The sequence below is a fragment of the Vogesella oryzae genome (assembly GCF_902829295.1).
In the GTDB taxonomy this organism is placed as follows: domain Bacteria; phylum Pseudomonadota; class Gammaproteobacteria; order Burkholderiales; family Chromobacteriaceae; genus Vogesella; species Vogesella oryzae.
Genome location: NZ_CADEPL010000024.1, coordinates 37,227 through 52,042 on the forward strand (window position 1 = coordinate 37,227; position 14,816 = coordinate 52,042).

Sequence of the window (14,816 nt, forward strand, 5' to 3'; positions counted from 1 at the left end):
CGCTTTCGCTTGTACCGTGCAAAATTGCACTCCAACGACACTCTAAATTGCATCCTCACTGTGTTCCCATGACTATTCCTATCATGTACGGCAGATGTGCTTGGCTTTTTTTGTGTAATGCCTTCTAGCTTGGAATTTAATTATGCTCATGGACTGCTCGGATAAGTAAAAAATGACGAGCACCGGCACGATGCTCGCCTAATGAATTTATAGTGCTCCTCTGTCAAATTTATTCATTTCTCTAAATAGTGAGAATTTTTGATCGAACTGCTGGGTATACCCAGTTTCGACTATTCCTTCAGTATTACGAAGTGTCGCGATATATTTAAATTTTGCACTGTCCTGTAGCCAAAGAGAGAAATTGACCTGTCTAGTGAAGGGGTCTATAGACAAAGGAGATCGTGCGAGCGCTTCGAATAGGTTTGGTGTCTTCGATACTGCCGTTGCAAACAGTGCGCTCAATTCCCCTTGAATATAATTGCTTTTTTTAAACAGACCTAGGAAAAAATCAGTATGACGGCTTGGGTCTAGGTGTCCTTGCTCAACCAATAATATTAGATTATTAACAATCCAAGTAAAAATGACACGTTCTTCATTGAGTAAGCGTGTTAACGCATATTGAAAAAATGTGTCATTTGAAAAAGATGGCAGGTGCTGCGATTCGATTTTTGAATGAACAAAAAAACGATACAGTGAAGAGTTGTCCGAACTGTCGATCAAATCGATATTTCCATTAACTATTGCAATGGCGTTGGCCATTTCGCTGAGTATAGTTATTGAACTGCCAATCCACTCTTTGCTACTAGTCCTTTGCAGCTCATCTATCAATATGGCTGATATTAAATGGAGATTATCTAACTCGGCTAAAGTCGCCTTTTCTTCTGTCGATAATGAATCAAAATTTTCCAAAAACTGATTATTTAGCGCGCGCCTTGCCGAACTAGACGCGTGATACTTGATTAAATCGATAAAAGCACTTACACGGTCTTTTTCATTTGGTGGTGCGTAAAACTCGGAATTGTTTTTAATGTGGTGGCCAGCTTGAACACCTGCCTTCATCTCTTCAAAGGTCATCGCGACCACTCCTCAATGTAATCTGTCAAATTTTTTCCGTTTTGTTTTGCGCGATCAATAAACTGAAGGAGTGTCCTCCTGAAGGTTCTATTGGTGATACGTATTAGGCTCGAATACTTTGTGAGGAACATGCTCAACGACCCGCCTGAAGAAACCAACAGCCCGTCTTTATCTTCATCCGTGCAAAAAAAGAATCGATCGTGAAATTCGAAATCCGTTACAACCACCTCAAACGACGCAAATATACCTTTTTGAGTCAGATCATCAACAATGTTTTTGATGGTTGTTGCTGTCGTAACTTTGTCGGGGGATTTATCTTCACCATTTTTTACCCGATTCAAAAAGGTTATTACGGTAATGTTTCTTTCTGATTGGGTCGAAAATAGCTCCAAAATAGTCCCAATATCCCGCTCTAGGAGATACGGATCAATGATCGTAATGTCTTTGCAGTTTTTAATATCAAAAGCGTGAGTTAAGCGCTGCCTGGCTTTTGCTTCGTCAATGTAGCCTGCTTCGAGCATTGGAATGGAAGTCAGTGGGTCATAATCAGACTCTGCAGCAATGCTTGTTCTGCGTTGATTCCAGTTAGACATCGAACGACCTCGTTGAAGAGCTGGTTTGCTTAATTATTTTATCTCCTGCAATTATTCGCTTTTCCTGGTTGATGTTTGTTGTGATACTAATTCGCTTTAGCAGGCTAAAGCTTGATTTATATATAATTCGCCCCTCGTGCTCAATTGTCGTGGTATGTCGATCAGGAACAAAGCCGCAGTTGATTTCATGTAAATCACCGTCGAGTGTAATGTCAGAGATGTAGCTGGTAGAGTCCGAAAAGGACTCGAGGTGTACTTGTGCACCGGGGTATAGGTTAAAAAAATCCTGAAGGGCTATTCTGTATCCAACTAGATTGTCTGCCTGACAACCCTTGAAGGTTTCTTCAATTCTCGTTGGTTCATATATTGTGAAGGTTCCGATGAGATGAGGATTTTCTTGTAGGTCAATGCAATAACGATCTTTCATTGCATCGAAAGATTCTTTATGGGATCTTATGTAATCTACTGGGTGTGTCGCACCTGGAAAAGAATCTCCAAAGTGGGCTTTTGCAAAGGTGCAGAGACTAATAAATGGGTTGAAATTTTTTTCCTCATTGCTTTGTTCAATGAAAAAACTTTCTGTCTCAGGAAGATTAAAGTGAATATCAAGATCGAATTTGGAATTCAGGTGAAAGGTGCCCTGACTAATAGCGTTGTCTATTTCTGACCGGTCTTCTATATCTTTAAAATAGGCTGAGATGCCTTTGTATTCAAATCTCTTCCAGATGTGTACAAAATAGTCGAGATCTGAAAGTATCCAGACTATTGAATGTCCATACAATAATTGCTGGCTTTTGTTTTCGACGAACAGAAGTGTTCTTAATACAGTTTTTGGCATTTTTATCCTTGATAGGCTCTGACTAAATGCTACTTGGCAAGGGGCTGTTTTTTTGAAATATATTTTCGTCGGAAGTATAAAATTAGAGGGCCTCACTGAAGAGCTGATAATATTTTATAGTGGCTGCAGAAAGCCAGATTTTACGCGTGAGCGACTAGCCTATAGCTGTTGCAAAGCTTCTGCATGTCGTTCGTTAAGGTCGATCAGGACATATTCATCACAAGCCCGATGTCATGAATGAGACGCTATCGTATTGCTTGGTAAAGATCAAGTCCCTGTCGTCTTAGTGCAATTTCGTAACTATACGCAGATCATTATTTCCCATGAGGCTATCAATCGGTGGCCGCGTAGCGATCTGGTCGTCGACTTACAATGCTTTCATCGAGTTCGTTAACCACGAAGAGCCGAAATCCAAGTGGAATATCGAAATCAGCACATGCCTATGTTCACGAGCAATAGCTCAGTGTGATGGTAGATCGTCGCATTTTACGGGAGGCTCAAAATTAATATCTCCCGATGGAGATATTTTGGCCAGAAGAAACTTTGCATCCCCTAGTGGTGATAATTTGTATTGTGAGTCCAATTTGCATTCACGCCCTTCATACATGTCGAAATGGTAAATAAGCCGTGGGGCTAGATATGAAATTTTACTTTCGTACCAGTTCGAAAATTTCTGCCCTGATGTGAAGATGTAGAATCCAAGAAATGAGTAAAATATAAACTGAAATAGTCTTGTCGCTGATTTGAAACGGATTGTTGATTCAGGAATGGTTCCGGCGAACAGCCACTGTGTAAAATTGGGGACAGTATTACCTACTATGGTAGTGAACATTACCAGGGAAGACATAGCAATGCCAGAGGCAAAGACAATGCCTCCTGCAAAAATCATTAGGATAGGAATCATTAGGATTGCTATGAATAAAACCGTTCGTACAAAATTTGTTGGCGCCACATGCACTATTTGAGAAACTGCTTGCCCAGCCAAGGAGTATGCGAAGTTCGAGGCAGCCGCAAATGTGATGCCGATTATCGCCTTGCCTAAAATATTTTCAGATAGAGCTTTGTACCACCGTAACACGTCATGTAAAGCAATATATCCATAAAATAATAGGAGGCCACTGAAATAAAATCCCAAAAATGGCTTTCCGCCAACCAGGTAAAATGGAATGGTGGAAGTGGTTAGCAAACAAGCATTTACATATAGCTTTTGCTCGGCTGTAAGTTTTTTATACGTGTCTGTAGTTTTGTTAAATAAATCGTTTATTCGCTCGCGATATGGAAATATTAAATATAGTGAGTAGAGCAATGCAAACAGAAATAGAAGCTTTGTAAATGCAAAAATGTAAGTTAGTCTCCATTGTTCTTGTACTCCTAATGATGTAATGCCAAAGCCTAAGATGCAGAATGGTATTCGCTTGGCTAGTAATTTGAGTTTGTCTCGCTGTTCGGTGTTAAGCCATTTGAGAGATATGTTCCCGGTTTGTCTGGATTTTTTGCTTTTCATCGCTGTGATGCTCTGATTTTAAGGTGAATAATAATGCTACATGTGGGGTGGTTTTGTCGTTTAATTGTTGCAAGAATTGATTGGGTAAGTGTGAATGTTTTCTTCATGTGAATTGGCCGCTTTTCAGCATGCGCATTGGTAGAGCGCTGTAAAGGCTGCAGGCACTAGCCGACAATCCTTTGTGTGTTAGCGAACTTGTGAAAACTCTATTTTCATCAGGTGCCGGTGAGAGCTGTGGGCGGAGATGGTGCCAATACCAGAGTAGCCATGCAGCCGCTTGTACACGTGATCTGGGCACTTCGTAGAACGTTGCATTAGGGATTGGGCTGGCGAGCTGGTACAAGCTAGCCAGGGTCAACTTGGATAGTGACTTGATGGAGACCTGAAGACCATACCGTGCGACTAGGATAAATTTAGTGCGTAGCAGAAGAAGGCGCTGGCTCCGGTCAAGCGTTCCGGCAATTTGGTGGTCGATTTCTACGACCGCCATTTCATAGCTGTCGAAGTTCACCCGGTGCAGAGGATGCAAGTGGCGCCAAGCAGGCGTGATGTTCTTGCCAGCAAGGCGCTGGGCAGCCGTTAAGTTATACCCACCAGTCTGTTTGGCTACAGCATCCATGATGGCTTCGGCTTCCATCTCAGTGGTCGCAGTAATACGCTGGTTTAAGGGGTGTACTACTTGGTAGTACCAGTACGGCAGTATGCCTGCAGGTGAACACAACTCTGCGCTGCGAAAACTGTGTACTTTGATATCTGTTAAAAAGTCCTCTGGCCAATTGTTTAGCCATTGTGCCAACTGCTCCAAGATGACCCGTCGTTCTTCCAAGGGGCGCGACTCAAAGACTGGGGCGTGTTTTTTGACATTGGTGCTACGCTGTTTCTGTGCCCGTAGGCCACCAGTTAATAAGGCGCGAAGTCCCTCAAAAAATAAAACAGAGTGCAAACTGGGATTGTCGCCGAGTGCAATGTAGCCATTCTTTAGCGTGTCCTCCAACTTGGCTTGAAGGGCTGCGAGTGGTGGGCTGACGGGCAACAGTGTTTGCTGTGTCAACAGCTTTTGGCAGGCATGACAGGTGATCAGAGTAAGCCGAGTGGGGAGATAGCACCGGGCGCCCATATCGGAGCGGTGCGGAACAATAGGTGCGCCGCACGCGGGACAGGTATCTACCAGTAAGCACTGGTGGGTTAAGCAGGCAGTGGCCCAAGCCATGCGCCAGAGACGCCGGTAGTACCTGCTTTTCTCTTCGGATAGACATGCCGGGCAGTACATCAGACCTGGGTGTTGGCGGGTACGATGGAAAATTCCAAGCGGCACGATCCAATGGCTTTTACCTAACGGGGAAATTGTCTCTGTTAACCAACCTTCCAGATCACCTAGTGTGGTGTGCTTTGCTTGTTGGAGATGCGTACCAGTAGCTTGGCAAATTCCCTGCAGCAGCCACACCGGGGCTAGCCGGTCTATATCTCGGTTCCAGACTGGGCTCTGCCGACCGAAGAGCAGGGTACACATCGATTCGATCTTGAGTTGATGTGCATGAGCAAAGCGTATCAGCCAAGAGCTGAGAAGCTCGTCAGGACGAGGTTTGACATGCAGTGGCCAAACGCTGCCCGATAACCCTTCTAGCGAAGTCAAAGGAGTTCATCTCCTTGGCTGCCTTTGCGAGCAACATAAGGGCAACTATCGATAATTCCCGGCGTAATACGTTCGGTAGCAGTTTGAATCGCATGCTGCGCAGCGCTGCGTACAATTTTAGATAATTCACCGATTACCCCTTCGCTCATACCAAACAGCTTACGGGCGAGGTCACCCTTGTGAAGATCCGAGGCGTACTTGAGCGGCAGTGTGTATTCGAAGCTGTAGAGCAACCTCCGGAAGGCGTCATTTTCTTGCCAGCGTGGCAAAGGGCGTATTGGAAAACGGCTTTCAATCTGCGCATCACTCTTCACGGCTTGGATCGCGTCTTGCGTGCCAGCAGCAACGATGCAAATCTGCAGTTCATTGCTAAGGTACTTGAGCATATTCAGGAAAAATCGCTGCTTGGTCACACTGCCGGCCAGGAGCGCGTTCAGTTCATCGATCATCAGCACACGGGTTTGCACCCGGCTCAGCATGTCCATCAAGCGCAGCAGCTTACGGTCAGCGGCCTCATTGGTCGGGACCGTCATCCCGAGCATTACCAGCATCTTGTTCAGGAAGATGTGTTCGCTGGGGCCGGGCGGCGACTGGATGTAAACCACCGGGGCATAGATCGCATCCTGATCAAGCTGTTCGTCAGCTGGATGGCGTTTCAAAAACTCGCGCAAGATTTCGGTTTTGCCATTATTCGAGCGACCGGCCAGCAAGATGTTTGGCATCCGATTGGTCTTGGGATGGACGAGTAGGTCTTCCATCTCGGCCAGCACTTCCACCGCTCTTGGGTAGGGAATGAAGATTGGCTGGTCGATATGAGCGATACGTTCGGCATTAGTGGCTGAGAGTAGGGATGCTGCTCGTGGGGAAAGCTTGCGTTGGGGCTCCGTCATAACCGTTACGCTTCCCGAATATTGTCGAACGGCTGCACATCGTCAATGTCATTGTCGACGGTAGATGGCGGCGGTGCGGTGGGTGCATCGGGGGTAGGCGCGCGCTTTTCCTGACCGACTTTGTGCTGCTTGTTCCACGTTTTTTGGCGTTGCTGGATGCGACGTGCCACTTTTGTTTTATGCGCTTCGTTGGAGACCACTTCACGCATGCGGTCGATGGTGCGAAAGATCAATTCTTCGTTGGTGCTGGAAGTAGATTCGTCCCGTAGTTGTTTCTTAGCCTGGCGCAGCTCCCACAAGCTAATGGTGGGGCGGGCAAGGTTACGGTAGGGGACTTCAATATATTGCTGACTCTCATCGTCAAAGAACCAGATTCGGCTGAGGTCACGCGGGTCATAACGGCAGACGAATTGACGCTTGAGTTTCTGGGTCGACGGGTCTTTGGCGTGTATGAAGCGGCGCAGTGCATCCGACCAGTAGTTCACGCCTTCGAAGGCGATGCCGTACTCCTGCACAGTGCGCTCTACGTACGGCAGGAAATCCAGTCTGAGGCGGTCTTCGTCGGGATAGCGGGCCGGAATGCCGCGTCCGAGGATGGTGGCGCCGTCACCGAGTAGCCCTAACTCCCATTGTGCTTGAGGAGGGCGACCGTCGTTACCCGCGTGCGGCTGTTGATGATAGACCCCTAGCAGGAATAGTGTGAACCACACTTCCAGGGCATCGAGCGTCATGACGGCTTTGCCTTCGGCGTCATAGTCGCGGCGCATCCGAGGGTTAGAAAACGTGGTGCCTGGCAATTCGTTGTGAACTTCGCTCATGTAAGTGCGAAAAGCCCGTTCAACATGCCCGCCGTACTGGGGGCGTCCTTTTGGACGGCGTTGGGCGATGATGCCGTATTCCTTGGCTGCTCTACCCAGCATGGTGCCGCGAAATTCTTTGGCATTGTCGGTATGGATCGTGCGCATCATGCCCCAGCATGGCCATTCGAGGTCATCGATCCCTAAGCGTTGTAAGTAGGCTTCTTTGCCGAGGATCGCTCTTGAAATGCTGAGGCCGGTTGCCAGGGCTCCGGGGGGATCAAGCGAAATGTAAAAGCCCACCACCATCTTGCTAAACACATCCACGACGATGGTGAGATAGGGGCGGCCTATTGGCAGGCGGTGCACATCATCGACCGCAATCACATCCATCGGAGTATGGTCGATCTGAACTACGGCCAGAGGATAATCTGCACCAGGGAAACTGCCGAGAATGGGTTGGAATTTCTCGTTGGCCGCTTTATAGCCTTCTCGTCTGCGAACGCGTTGGTATTCGTCAATGGCGAGGATACGGGTGCGGACCGTGTTTGGGTCGGGCGGCGTAAGGCCGGCGTCCAAGCAGCGTTTACGCACTTCCAATGCGGTGCGCGCCGGGGTGCGCCGTTGGCTGGTGAGATAGAACTCATCGATGCAGGCTTGAATGATGGCTTCGACTTTTGGGTCTAGACGTCGTGCTCCCTTGTCGCTGCGGGCTTTGCGAAGAAGACATGACACTAGACCCGTACTTTCATAATCCAACAGCCAGCGATAGACGGTGGCGGGATGCTTGCCCAGATGCTCTGCTAGTGCATGGACTTCTTGGCGGGTTCGTTTGCCGCGTCCTTTCTCCACGAGTGGCTGAAGCGCCTCGGCAATATGGCAAGCGCGCTCCCATTCTTCCCGTGGAATGCTAAGTAGATCGCGATGGGTTTGTCTGGTATTGCGAGCGCTTACATCGGGGTGTAGCCAGGCGGCAGACTTCACCGAGCGTTGACCTTGGTCATCTTCGACCAGCACGGTAGTGACGTTGAGTAGGTCCACGACCACATAACGGCGTTCGGTATCGTAGACCACAACACCAGGGAGTAAGCGGAGGAGGGGATGTATTGCCATTCGTCACAAGTCCTCATCGCCAGAGTCTTCGGCCTGTAGTAATGGGTCGAGCCAAATCCGCGTTTCCATCGTAAGTGGCAGGCTCAGGTCGCAGAGCACGCTTTTTTGAGCGATCAGGCACCACAGCGTCCAGAGTCCCTCACCTCGCCCAAGGCGGTTCTCTGTTAGGTAACATGCTTCCAGCAGCCCATTGATCGTGGTTTCTTCCATATCGTCCAGCATGCGTATCAGGCGGTCTCGATGGTTGAGGTGCTGTGGGGCATAGCGATACGACCAAAGGAATTGGATGTTTTGTAGTAGGCCGGTACGAATCCGTCGCTCGGTGAAAATCCGGAACTCCCAGCCACGTTCGCGGGCGTATGCGCGGGCAGCCTTGAATTTGGGTTTCAAGTCGGCCCAGTTCCGCCGTAAATCATCCTGGTACTTCACCTCGCACAGCAGTGGCTTACGGGTTGGTTTCCCGGAGGTCGTACGTGGGATAAAGCTCACCAGCAAATCGGGGGTGTAGGAACGCTGAGCGCCAGCCGCGCCATTGAACAATATTTCAACTGGCTGCACTTGGAACCAATCGAGTTCGCTGCGCCACGCCATGAGCATGATCAAGTCTCGCTCCAGTGACGACTCGAACTCTTGGCCGAGCAGCTCACCAGTCAGGCTAATCGTGTTGATGGGAACGCGGCGAACCGCCTCAGGAGTACCCACATTGAGCAGCCAAGAAATAGGATGTTTCATCTTAAATTCGCTCCATGTAAGATGACAACGAAATTATCTTCAGCTGATTTGCTCCCACATAGGATTGATCAATGCGCCTCGTTGAATGCCCGTCTTGTTCCCGCCAAGTAGATATAAAAGCTGACCCATGCCCTGGTTGTGGGCGACCAGATCCCTCTGGAAAAAAAGGGCGAGCAAAGCGTGCTAGCCAACTGTTTGCGCTGGTTGTTTTGATCATCGGTGGCATCCTCTTCTTCAAAGTGGTCGTGCCGTCATTGCAGGCTGGCCTTCTGAGATGAGCCTGCCGATGGTGTGAAGGTCTTGGTCTATAGCTTTCCTGCCGCGCCAAAACATGTAGGGTGCCCAAAAGATGCTGTAAACGCGTTCATCCAGCTCTGACGAGGACAGGAGAAAGGTCAGCTGGCAGTTTTCGTCGAGGAGGCCCTTCAACACCCAGTAGAAGTTCAGCTCTTGCTTCGATCGTGCATCACGTAGCGCGGCTTCTAGAGCTTGAACAAAGGGTGTTGTGGCCTTGAAATAGACGTAAGGCGGCCTTGCGCCGAGGTGGTGGCCTTGGCATGACGCGACAGTGCAAATACCGTGATGGCTATTCATTAGCTGAACGAGCGCTACAATATGCGCATCGATGACGTGGTAAGGTCTTCCTAGGTGCTGGCGATGGAGCCACTGAGTAAAGGAGGTACGGATAGCGCAGACGATGCTGCTTATGGGGGTATATGGTCGCATTTAACTCACCTGTTTTTGCCGCTATTCGCAAATAGCGGGCGGTTTAACAGGCGGCTCCGACCCGCGGCCAGGCGAGATTACCCTTGCCCATCGTGGCGTGCTGTTCCTTGATGAACTGCCGGAGTTCGACCGTAAAGTACTTGAAGTGCTGCGGGAACCTCTGGAGACCGGTGAAATCCATATCTCGCGTGCCGCGCGGCAGGTGACTTTTCCGGCCCGCTTCCAATTGCTCGCCGCGATGAATCCCTGCCCCTGTGGTTATTTGGGGCATGGGCGGCGTGCCTGTCGCTGTACGCCTGAACAAGTGATGCGATATCGCGCTAAAATATCCGGCCCGCTGTTGGATCGTTTCGATTTGATGGTAGAAGTCGGCAGCTTGCCGCTTGAGGAGCTGCAGCAGTTGCCGAGTGGTGACGCTACGGCCACGGTGCGGGCCAGGGTAGTTGCCGCCCGCGAGCGGCAGTGGCAGCGACAAGGCAGGAGTAATGCCGAGCTGCAAGGCGCAGAACTGGATGAGGTCTGTGCGCTGCCGGAGGCAGAACGAAGCTATCTGAACCAGTTGCTGGAAAAACTGGCATTGTCTGCCCGTGCTTACCATCGGGTACTGCGCGTGGCCAGAACACTCGCCGATCTGCAAGATACGGCGCTAGCCCGGACTCACTTGCTACAGGCGGTACAATTCCGTCGTGGCCTGGCCGGTTTTGGCAGTAATGAATGACAGAGTCGGATCGACTCGAATCAGTGGGTTTCATGAGTAATAAAGATCACAAGAGTTCGCGTGGCAGTCGCAGCACCTCGTCACGCAAGGGGGGCGGCGGCGGTCTGATGGCTGGTGTTCTGGTCGGGTTGATCGTCGGCATCGGCATCGCTGTCGGTGTGACGATGTACCTCAGCCGTTCTTCTACGCCATTCAGTAACCTGGAGCGCATGCAGGGCAAACAGCAGGCCTCGTTGCCGGAGGCCGAGCTACTGGAGCCCGGTACCAAGTTGGCGACCATTGCCTCGCACCCGGTCAAGGCGACTCCCGTCGTTGTGCCTGCCTCAGCTGGGGCAGCGGCAAAGCCGGCTACCGTGGTCACGGCTACCAAGACGCCGGTGGATGGCGATGGGCAGCGCTTCGATTTCTACAAAATCCTGCCGGGCAAGCAAGAGGCGTTGCCGAGTACCGGCAAGGGAACTAGCGATGCATCCGGCGATTCCAATGTTGCGGTTCAGCGCCTGTTCTTGCAGGCCGGGGCTTTCCAGTCCGAGAGCGAGGCCGACAACATGAAGGCGCGACTGGCACTGATGGGGGTAGAAGCCAAGATTCAGTCGCTGTCGATGCCGGATAAAGGACTGATGCACCGTGTGCGCATCGGCCCGTTCGAGCGCCAGGACGAACTGGATGCCCTGCGTGCCAGATTGCGCCAGGATGGCATCGAAGTTTCCGTTGTAAAACTCCCCGCGAAATAAACGAAAGATCACCATGAAGAAATGGCTGTTTGCCGCATTGTTGATGATGGCCGGTGTAGCCCAGGCTGCCATTGTGGAAGGTAAGGATTACGTGCTGCTGGCCAAGCCGCAGCCGGTTGCCACACCGGGCAAGGTCGAGGTCATCGAGTTTTTCTCCTACCACTGTATCCATTGCTTCAATCTGGAGCCGTCGCTTGAGGCCTGGTCGAAGAAGTTGCCGGCGGATGTAAGCTTCCGCCGCCAGCAAATTGTCTGGGGCAAGCAGATGGAGCCGCTGGCACGCCTGTTCGCAACTTTTACCCTCACCAAGACACTTGACCGCCTGCATCGCCCGGCGCTGACTGCCATGGTGCAACAGCATGTCAACCTGGCTGACGAGGGGCAAATGACGAAATGGCTGGCTACCCAGCAGGGCGTGGACAGCAAGGCATTCATGCAGGTGTACAAGTCGTTTGGCGTCAATGCGCAAGTCGCGCATGCAACCCAGGCCACTCTCGATTATGCGATCCAGGGCACACCCACCATCGTGGTGGCAGGCAAATATGCAACGTTGGCCGCAGAGCCGGCGCAACTGCTGAAGGTGGTTGACGAGCTGATCATCAAGGCTCGCGGCAAGTAAGCGATTTTTAGCAATATGTTCAGGCCGCCCTGTGCGGCCTGAAGTCATTTCGGAAAGGGAAAAAGTGGACACATTGTTACTGGCGCAGGCGCTGTTACTGGGTATCGTAGAGGGTTTGACCGAATTTCTACCGGTTTCCAGCACCGGGCATTTGATCGTCGTTGGTGATCTGATCGGCTTTCACAATGCCGGCAAGGTGTTCGAGATCGCCATCCAGTTCGGCGCCATCCTCGCCGTGCTGTTCCTGTATCGCGAGCGCTTTACCTCGGTGGTGAAGGGCTTGGCTAGCGAGCCCAAGGCGCAACGCTTTGCGGCCAACCTGATCGTGGCGTTTCTGCCTGCCGCGGTTATCGGCCTGCTGTTTATCAAGCAGATCAAGCTGTACCTGTTTAATCCGATCAGTGTTGCCAGCGCGCTGGTGTTGGGCGGGCTGGTGATCCTGTATGCCGAGCGCCGCCAGCATGTCGTGAAGGTACATGATGTCGATAACATCAGCTGGCGCGAAGCACTCAAGATTGGCTTTGCGCAAGTGCTGGCGATGATTCCCGGTACCTCCCGTTCCGGTGCAACCATCATCGGTGGCATGTTCTTCGGCCTGGATCGCAAAGTAGCGGCTGAGTTCTCCTTCTTCTTGGCCGTACCGACCATGTTTGCTGCCACGGTGTATGACCTCTACAAGCACCGCGATCTACTTTCCTTCGCCGAACTACCAATGTTCGCCATCGGCTTCGTGGCCGCCTTTCTGAGCGCCTTGCTGGCGGTACGTACGCTGGTGCGTTTTGTCGGCAACCACAGTTACGAGGTTTTTGCCTGGTACCGAATCGGCTTCGGTTTGTTGATTTTGGCGACCTGGCACTGGGGGCTTGTGGACTGGGCCTCATAAAAGATTTGACAGCCATCTTTTGATTGGCTATTATGCGTTCTCTCTGACGCGGGGTGGAGCAGTCTGGTAGCTCGTCGGGCTCATAACCCGAAGGTCGTAGGTTCGAATCCTGCCCCCGCAACCAAATAAAATCAAAGGCTTATCGCGATGCGGTAAGCCTTTGTGCATTTGTTTTCGAATATTTGCAGCAATTCTGCTGCAGTTCGGCGCTATACCCTGTCTCTACCCAATGGAGCAGGAGCATGGCAAGTATTACCAAACGCGGCGCGTATCAATATCAGGCCCAGGTTCGCCGCAAGGGCTATCCAATCCAAACCCGCACCTTCGAGACCAAACGTGATGCCGAGGACTGGGCCGCAACGGTCGAGTCGGAAATGCGGCGTGGTCTGTTCGTCGACCGCTCGGAAGCCGAGCGTACAACCTTTGGTGAAATCCTGGCACGCTACGCGCGTGAGGTGACGCCTGACAAGCGCGGCTGGCGGGCTGAGCTCAGCCGAATCAAGCGGCTGCAACGTCACCCATTGGCTCAACGGCTACTAGCCAGTCTGCGTAGCGCCGATTTTGCCGATTACCGTGATGAGCGGTTGAAGACAGTTGCCCCCAAAACGGTGCAACTGGAATTGTCCCTCATGTCTGCGGTGTTCAACGTCGCCTTTCGGGACTGGTCTATTCCCGTAGATAACCCGATTACCCACATCCGTAAGCCGAAGCTGCCGAAGGGGCGTTCTCGTCGTCTGGTGGGCGATGAAGAAGCCCGCTTGCTGGCCGCGGCAGAACAATCCCGCGCAGACAGCCTGGCGCTCTGCATCCTTCTCGCCATCGAGACTGGCATGCGACGCGGCGAGATTGCATCCCTGACTTGGGAGCAAGTCGACCTGCAACATAGCGTGGTCCATCTCGAGTTGACCAAGAACGGCGATAGCCGCGTTGTGCCCCTCTCGGCGGCAGCGGAGGCCGCCATTTGTGCATTGCCACGCCCGCTACATGGCGGGCCGCTGACGACTTTCCATGATTCGAATGGTTTGGGGGCGGCCTTCCGGCGGGCATGTGAGCGCGCAGGCATCACAGGGCTTTGCTTTCACGACCTGCGGCACGAGTTCTCCCAACTTCATCGTGTTGCGTGGCCTGAGTAATTCTTTACTGATAAGCCTTTGCGACTGTACGCATCAATTTATCTGTTGCTTAAAGACTGCCTTTCGCCCGTTATCTGTCCCTGCTACCTCAGCAGGGCTGCCTCACTGTTACCATTTTGATGTTCAATCCAAACACAACGACACCCCTAAAAGACGTCCTCGCCCACTACGTCGCAACGATTTCGATTCAAAAGCGGAGCTATAAAACTGAGGCGTGCCGCATCAAGGCTCTAACTGACATTCTTGGCGAACACTCATTGAGTGACGTTACTCCAGCACATGTAGCCGCCTTCCGCGATAAACGACTGTCCACACCTCATCCTCGCACCCCAGAAAAAACAGTAGGGCCATCCACCGTCAAGCTGGAACTGATGCTTCTGTCGCACGTGTTTTCTACCGCGATCACAGAATGGGGCATGGACCATTTGGTTAATCCAGTCCTCAAGATACGCAAGCCCAAAACACCGCCAGGCCGCTCTCGTCGATTGTCGCCTGAGGAGGAAAAGAAAATCTTACGGGCGGCCATTCGCCACCCAAATCACGAGCTATACGCCATCATTGTTTTGGCATTGGAAACCGCTATGCGCCAAGGTGAAATACTCGCTCTACTCTGGGAGAACGTTAGTTGGAAAAAACGTACCGTATTTTTACCGCACACTGAATCGCCCCTCCTTTCCTAGATACCTCGTGAGCCTCACACTAGGCCCTACAAGGAGGTGTCATGAGCAGGCAGCTTTTCCCCGAAGAATTCAAGATTGAAGCCGTCAAACAGGTAACCGAACGTGGCTATCCGGTGGCCAAAGTCGCCAGCCGTCTCGGTGTTTCGGCG

Annotated in this window: 15 protein-coding genes, 1 tRNA gene and 1 pseudogene; 8 read left to right on the forward strand and 9 right to left on the reverse strand. The window is 51.3% G+C overall.

Going from position 1 to position 14,816, the window contains the following annotated elements:
* Positions 1 to 207: 207 nt before the first annotated feature.
* The 9 genes from HU218_RS10555 to HU218_RS10595 form a co-directional block, all read right to left on the reverse strand.
* Positions 208 to 1,074 (reverse strand): hypothetical protein, encoded by an 867-nt coding sequence (locus HU218_RS10555; RefSeq protein WP_174874908.1) that lies wholly within the window; start codon positions 1,072 to 1,074, stop codon positions 208 to 210.
* On the reverse strand, positions 1,071 to 1,667 hold the full coding sequence (locus tag HU218_RS10560; RefSeq protein ID WP_174874909.1) for a hypothetical protein: 597 nt from the start codon (positions 1,665 to 1,667) through the stop codon (positions 1,071 to 1,073). Before HU218_RS10560 ends, HU218_RS10555 begins: the two co-directional genes overlap by 4 nt.
* On the reverse strand, positions 1,660 to 2,505 hold the full coding sequence (locus HU218_RS10565) for a hypothetical protein (RefSeq protein ID WP_174874910.1): 846 nt from the start codon (positions 2,503 to 2,505) through the stop codon (positions 1,660 to 1,662). The genes HU218_RS10560 and HU218_RS10565 overlap by 8 nt, the downstream gene beginning before the upstream one ends.
* A gap of 460 nt (positions 2,506 to 2,965) precedes the next feature.
* Positions 2,966 to 4,009: a hypothetical protein gene (locus tag HU218_RS10570; RefSeq protein ID WP_174874911.1), complete on the reverse strand. Its 1,044-nt coding sequence runs from the start codon at positions 4,007 to 4,009 to the stop codon at positions 2,966 to 2,968.
* 103 nt (positions 4,010 to 4,112) lie between these two features.
* Positions 4,113 to 5,642, reverse strand: coding sequence for a TniQ family protein (locus HU218_RS10575; RefSeq protein WP_174874912.1), 1,530 nt, complete (start codon positions 5,640 to 5,642; stop codon positions 4,113 to 4,115).
* A complete protein-coding gene (locus HU218_RS10580; RefSeq protein WP_174874913.1) occupies positions 5,639 to 6,532 on the reverse strand; it encodes a TniB family NTP-binding protein in 894 nt (297 codons plus the stop codon). Before HU218_RS10580 ends, HU218_RS10575 begins: the two co-directional genes overlap by 4 nt.
* Positions 6,533 to 6,537: 5 nt before the next feature.
* The gene (locus HU218_RS10585; protein WP_174874914.1) at positions 6,538 to 8,442 is read right to left on the reverse strand and encodes a Mu transposase C-terminal domain-containing protein; all 1,905 of its coding nucleotides are present in this window, start codon (positions 8,440 to 8,442) and stop codon (positions 6,538 to 6,540) included.
* A 3-nt stretch (positions 8,443 to 8,445) separates the two neighbouring features.
* Positions 8,446 to 9,174 (reverse strand): TnsA endonuclease N-terminal domain-containing protein, encoded by a 729-nt coding sequence (locus HU218_RS10590; RefSeq protein ID WP_174874915.1) that lies wholly within the window; start codon positions 9,172 to 9,174, stop codon positions 8,446 to 8,448.
* A 234-nt stretch (positions 9,175 to 9,408) separates the two neighbouring features.
* Positions 9,409 to 9,900, reverse strand: a complete 492-nt coding sequence (locus HU218_RS10595) for a hypothetical protein (protein WP_174874916.1) — start codon at positions 9,898 to 9,900, stop codon at positions 9,409 to 9,411.
* A 22-nt stretch (positions 9,901 to 9,922) separates the two neighbouring features.
* Here HU218_RS10595 and HU218_RS10600 point away from each other — a divergent pair.
* The 8 genes and pseudogenes from HU218_RS10600 to HU218_RS10635 form a co-directional block, all read left to right on the forward strand.
* Positions 9,923 to 10,618: pseudogene (locus HU218_RS10600) on the forward strand (ATP-binding protein); the annotation flags it as partial.
* A gap of 32 nt (positions 10,619 to 10,650) precedes the next feature.
* On the forward strand, positions 10,651 to 11,352 hold the full coding sequence (locus tag HU218_RS10605; protein WP_246210999.1) for an SPOR domain-containing protein: 702 nt from the start codon (positions 10,651 to 10,653) through the stop codon (positions 11,350 to 11,352).
* 13 nt (positions 11,353 to 11,365) lie between these two features.
* The gene (locus HU218_RS10610) at positions 11,366 to 11,971 is read left to right on the forward strand and encodes a thiol:disulfide interchange protein DsbA/DsbL (RefSeq protein WP_174874917.1); all 606 of its coding nucleotides are present in this window, start codon (positions 11,366 to 11,368) and stop codon (positions 11,969 to 11,971) included.
* A gap of 64 nt (positions 11,972 to 12,035) precedes the next feature.
* Entirely contained in the window at positions 12,036 to 12,854 is an 819-nt protein-coding gene (locus HU218_RS10615) for an undecaprenyl-diphosphate phosphatase (RefSeq protein ID WP_174874918.1), read from the forward strand.
* Between the two features lie 47 nt (positions 12,855 to 12,901).
* Positions 12,902 to 12,978, forward strand: a tRNA-Met gene (locus tag HU218_RS10620).
* Between the two features lie 118 nt (positions 12,979 to 13,096).
* Positions 13,097 to 13,987, forward strand: coding sequence for an integrase (locus tag HU218_RS10625; RefSeq protein ID WP_174874919.1), 891 nt, complete (start codon positions 13,097 to 13,099; stop codon positions 13,985 to 13,987).
* Positions 13,988 to 14,106: 119 nt separating this feature from the next.
* Entirely contained in the window at positions 14,107 to 14,667 is a 561-nt protein-coding gene (locus HU218_RS10630) for a tyrosine-type recombinase/integrase (protein WP_174874920.1), read from the forward strand.
* Positions 14,668 to 14,708: 41 nt separating this feature from the next.
* Positions 14,709 to 14,816 (forward strand): transposase (locus HU218_RS10635; RefSeq protein ID WP_174874130.1); only part of this gene is annotated, 108 nt, incomplete at its 3' end.

Bases quoted from the DNA above. Each gene is read 5' to 3' on its own strand.
- HU218_RS10555 (WP_174874908.1), bottom strand. From the start codon at position 1,074: ATGACCTTTGAAGAGATGAAGGCAGGTGTTCAAGCTGGCCACCACATT.
- HU218_RS10560 (WP_174874909.1), bottom strand. From the start codon at position 1,667: ATGTCTAACTGGAATCAACGCAGAACAAGCATTGCTGCAGAGTCTGAT.
- HU218_RS10565 (WP_174874910.1), bottom strand. From the start codon at position 2,505: ATGCCAAAAACTGTATTAAGAACACTTCTGTTCGTCGAAAACAAAAGC.
- HU218_RS10570 (WP_174874911.1), bottom strand. From the start codon at position 4,009: ATGAAAAGCAAAAAATCCAGACAAACCGGGAACATATCTCTCAAATGG.
- HU218_RS10580 (WP_174874913.1), bottom strand. From the start codon at position 6,532: ATGACGGAGCCCCAACGCAAGCTTTCCCCACGAGCAGCATCCCTACTC.
- HU218_RS10585 (WP_174874914.1), bottom strand. From the start codon at position 8,442: ATGGCAATACATCCCCTCCTCCGCTTACTCCCTGGTGTTGTGGTCTAC.
- HU218_RS10590 (WP_174874915.1), bottom strand. From the start codon at position 9,174: ATGAAACATCCTATTTCTTGGCTGCTCAATGTGGGTACTCCTGAGGCG.
- HU218_RS10595 (WP_174874916.1), bottom strand. From the start codon at position 9,900: ATGCGACCATATACCCCCATAAGCAGCATCGTCTGCGCTATCCGTACC.
- HU218_RS10605 (WP_246210999.1), top strand. From the start codon at position 10,651: ATGAGTAATAAAGATCACAAGAGTTCGCGTGGCAGTCGCAGCACCTCG.
- HU218_RS10610 (WP_174874917.1), top strand. From the start codon at position 11,366: ATGAAGAAATGGCTGTTTGCCGCATTGTTGATGATGGCCGGTGTAGCC.
- HU218_RS10625 (WP_174874919.1), top strand. From the start codon at position 13,097: ATGGCAAGTATTACCAAACGCGGCGCGTATCAATATCAGGCCCAGGTT.
- HU218_RS10630 (WP_174874920.1), top strand. From the start codon at position 14,107: ATGTTCAATCCAAACACAACGACACCCCTAAAAGACGTCCTCGCCCAC.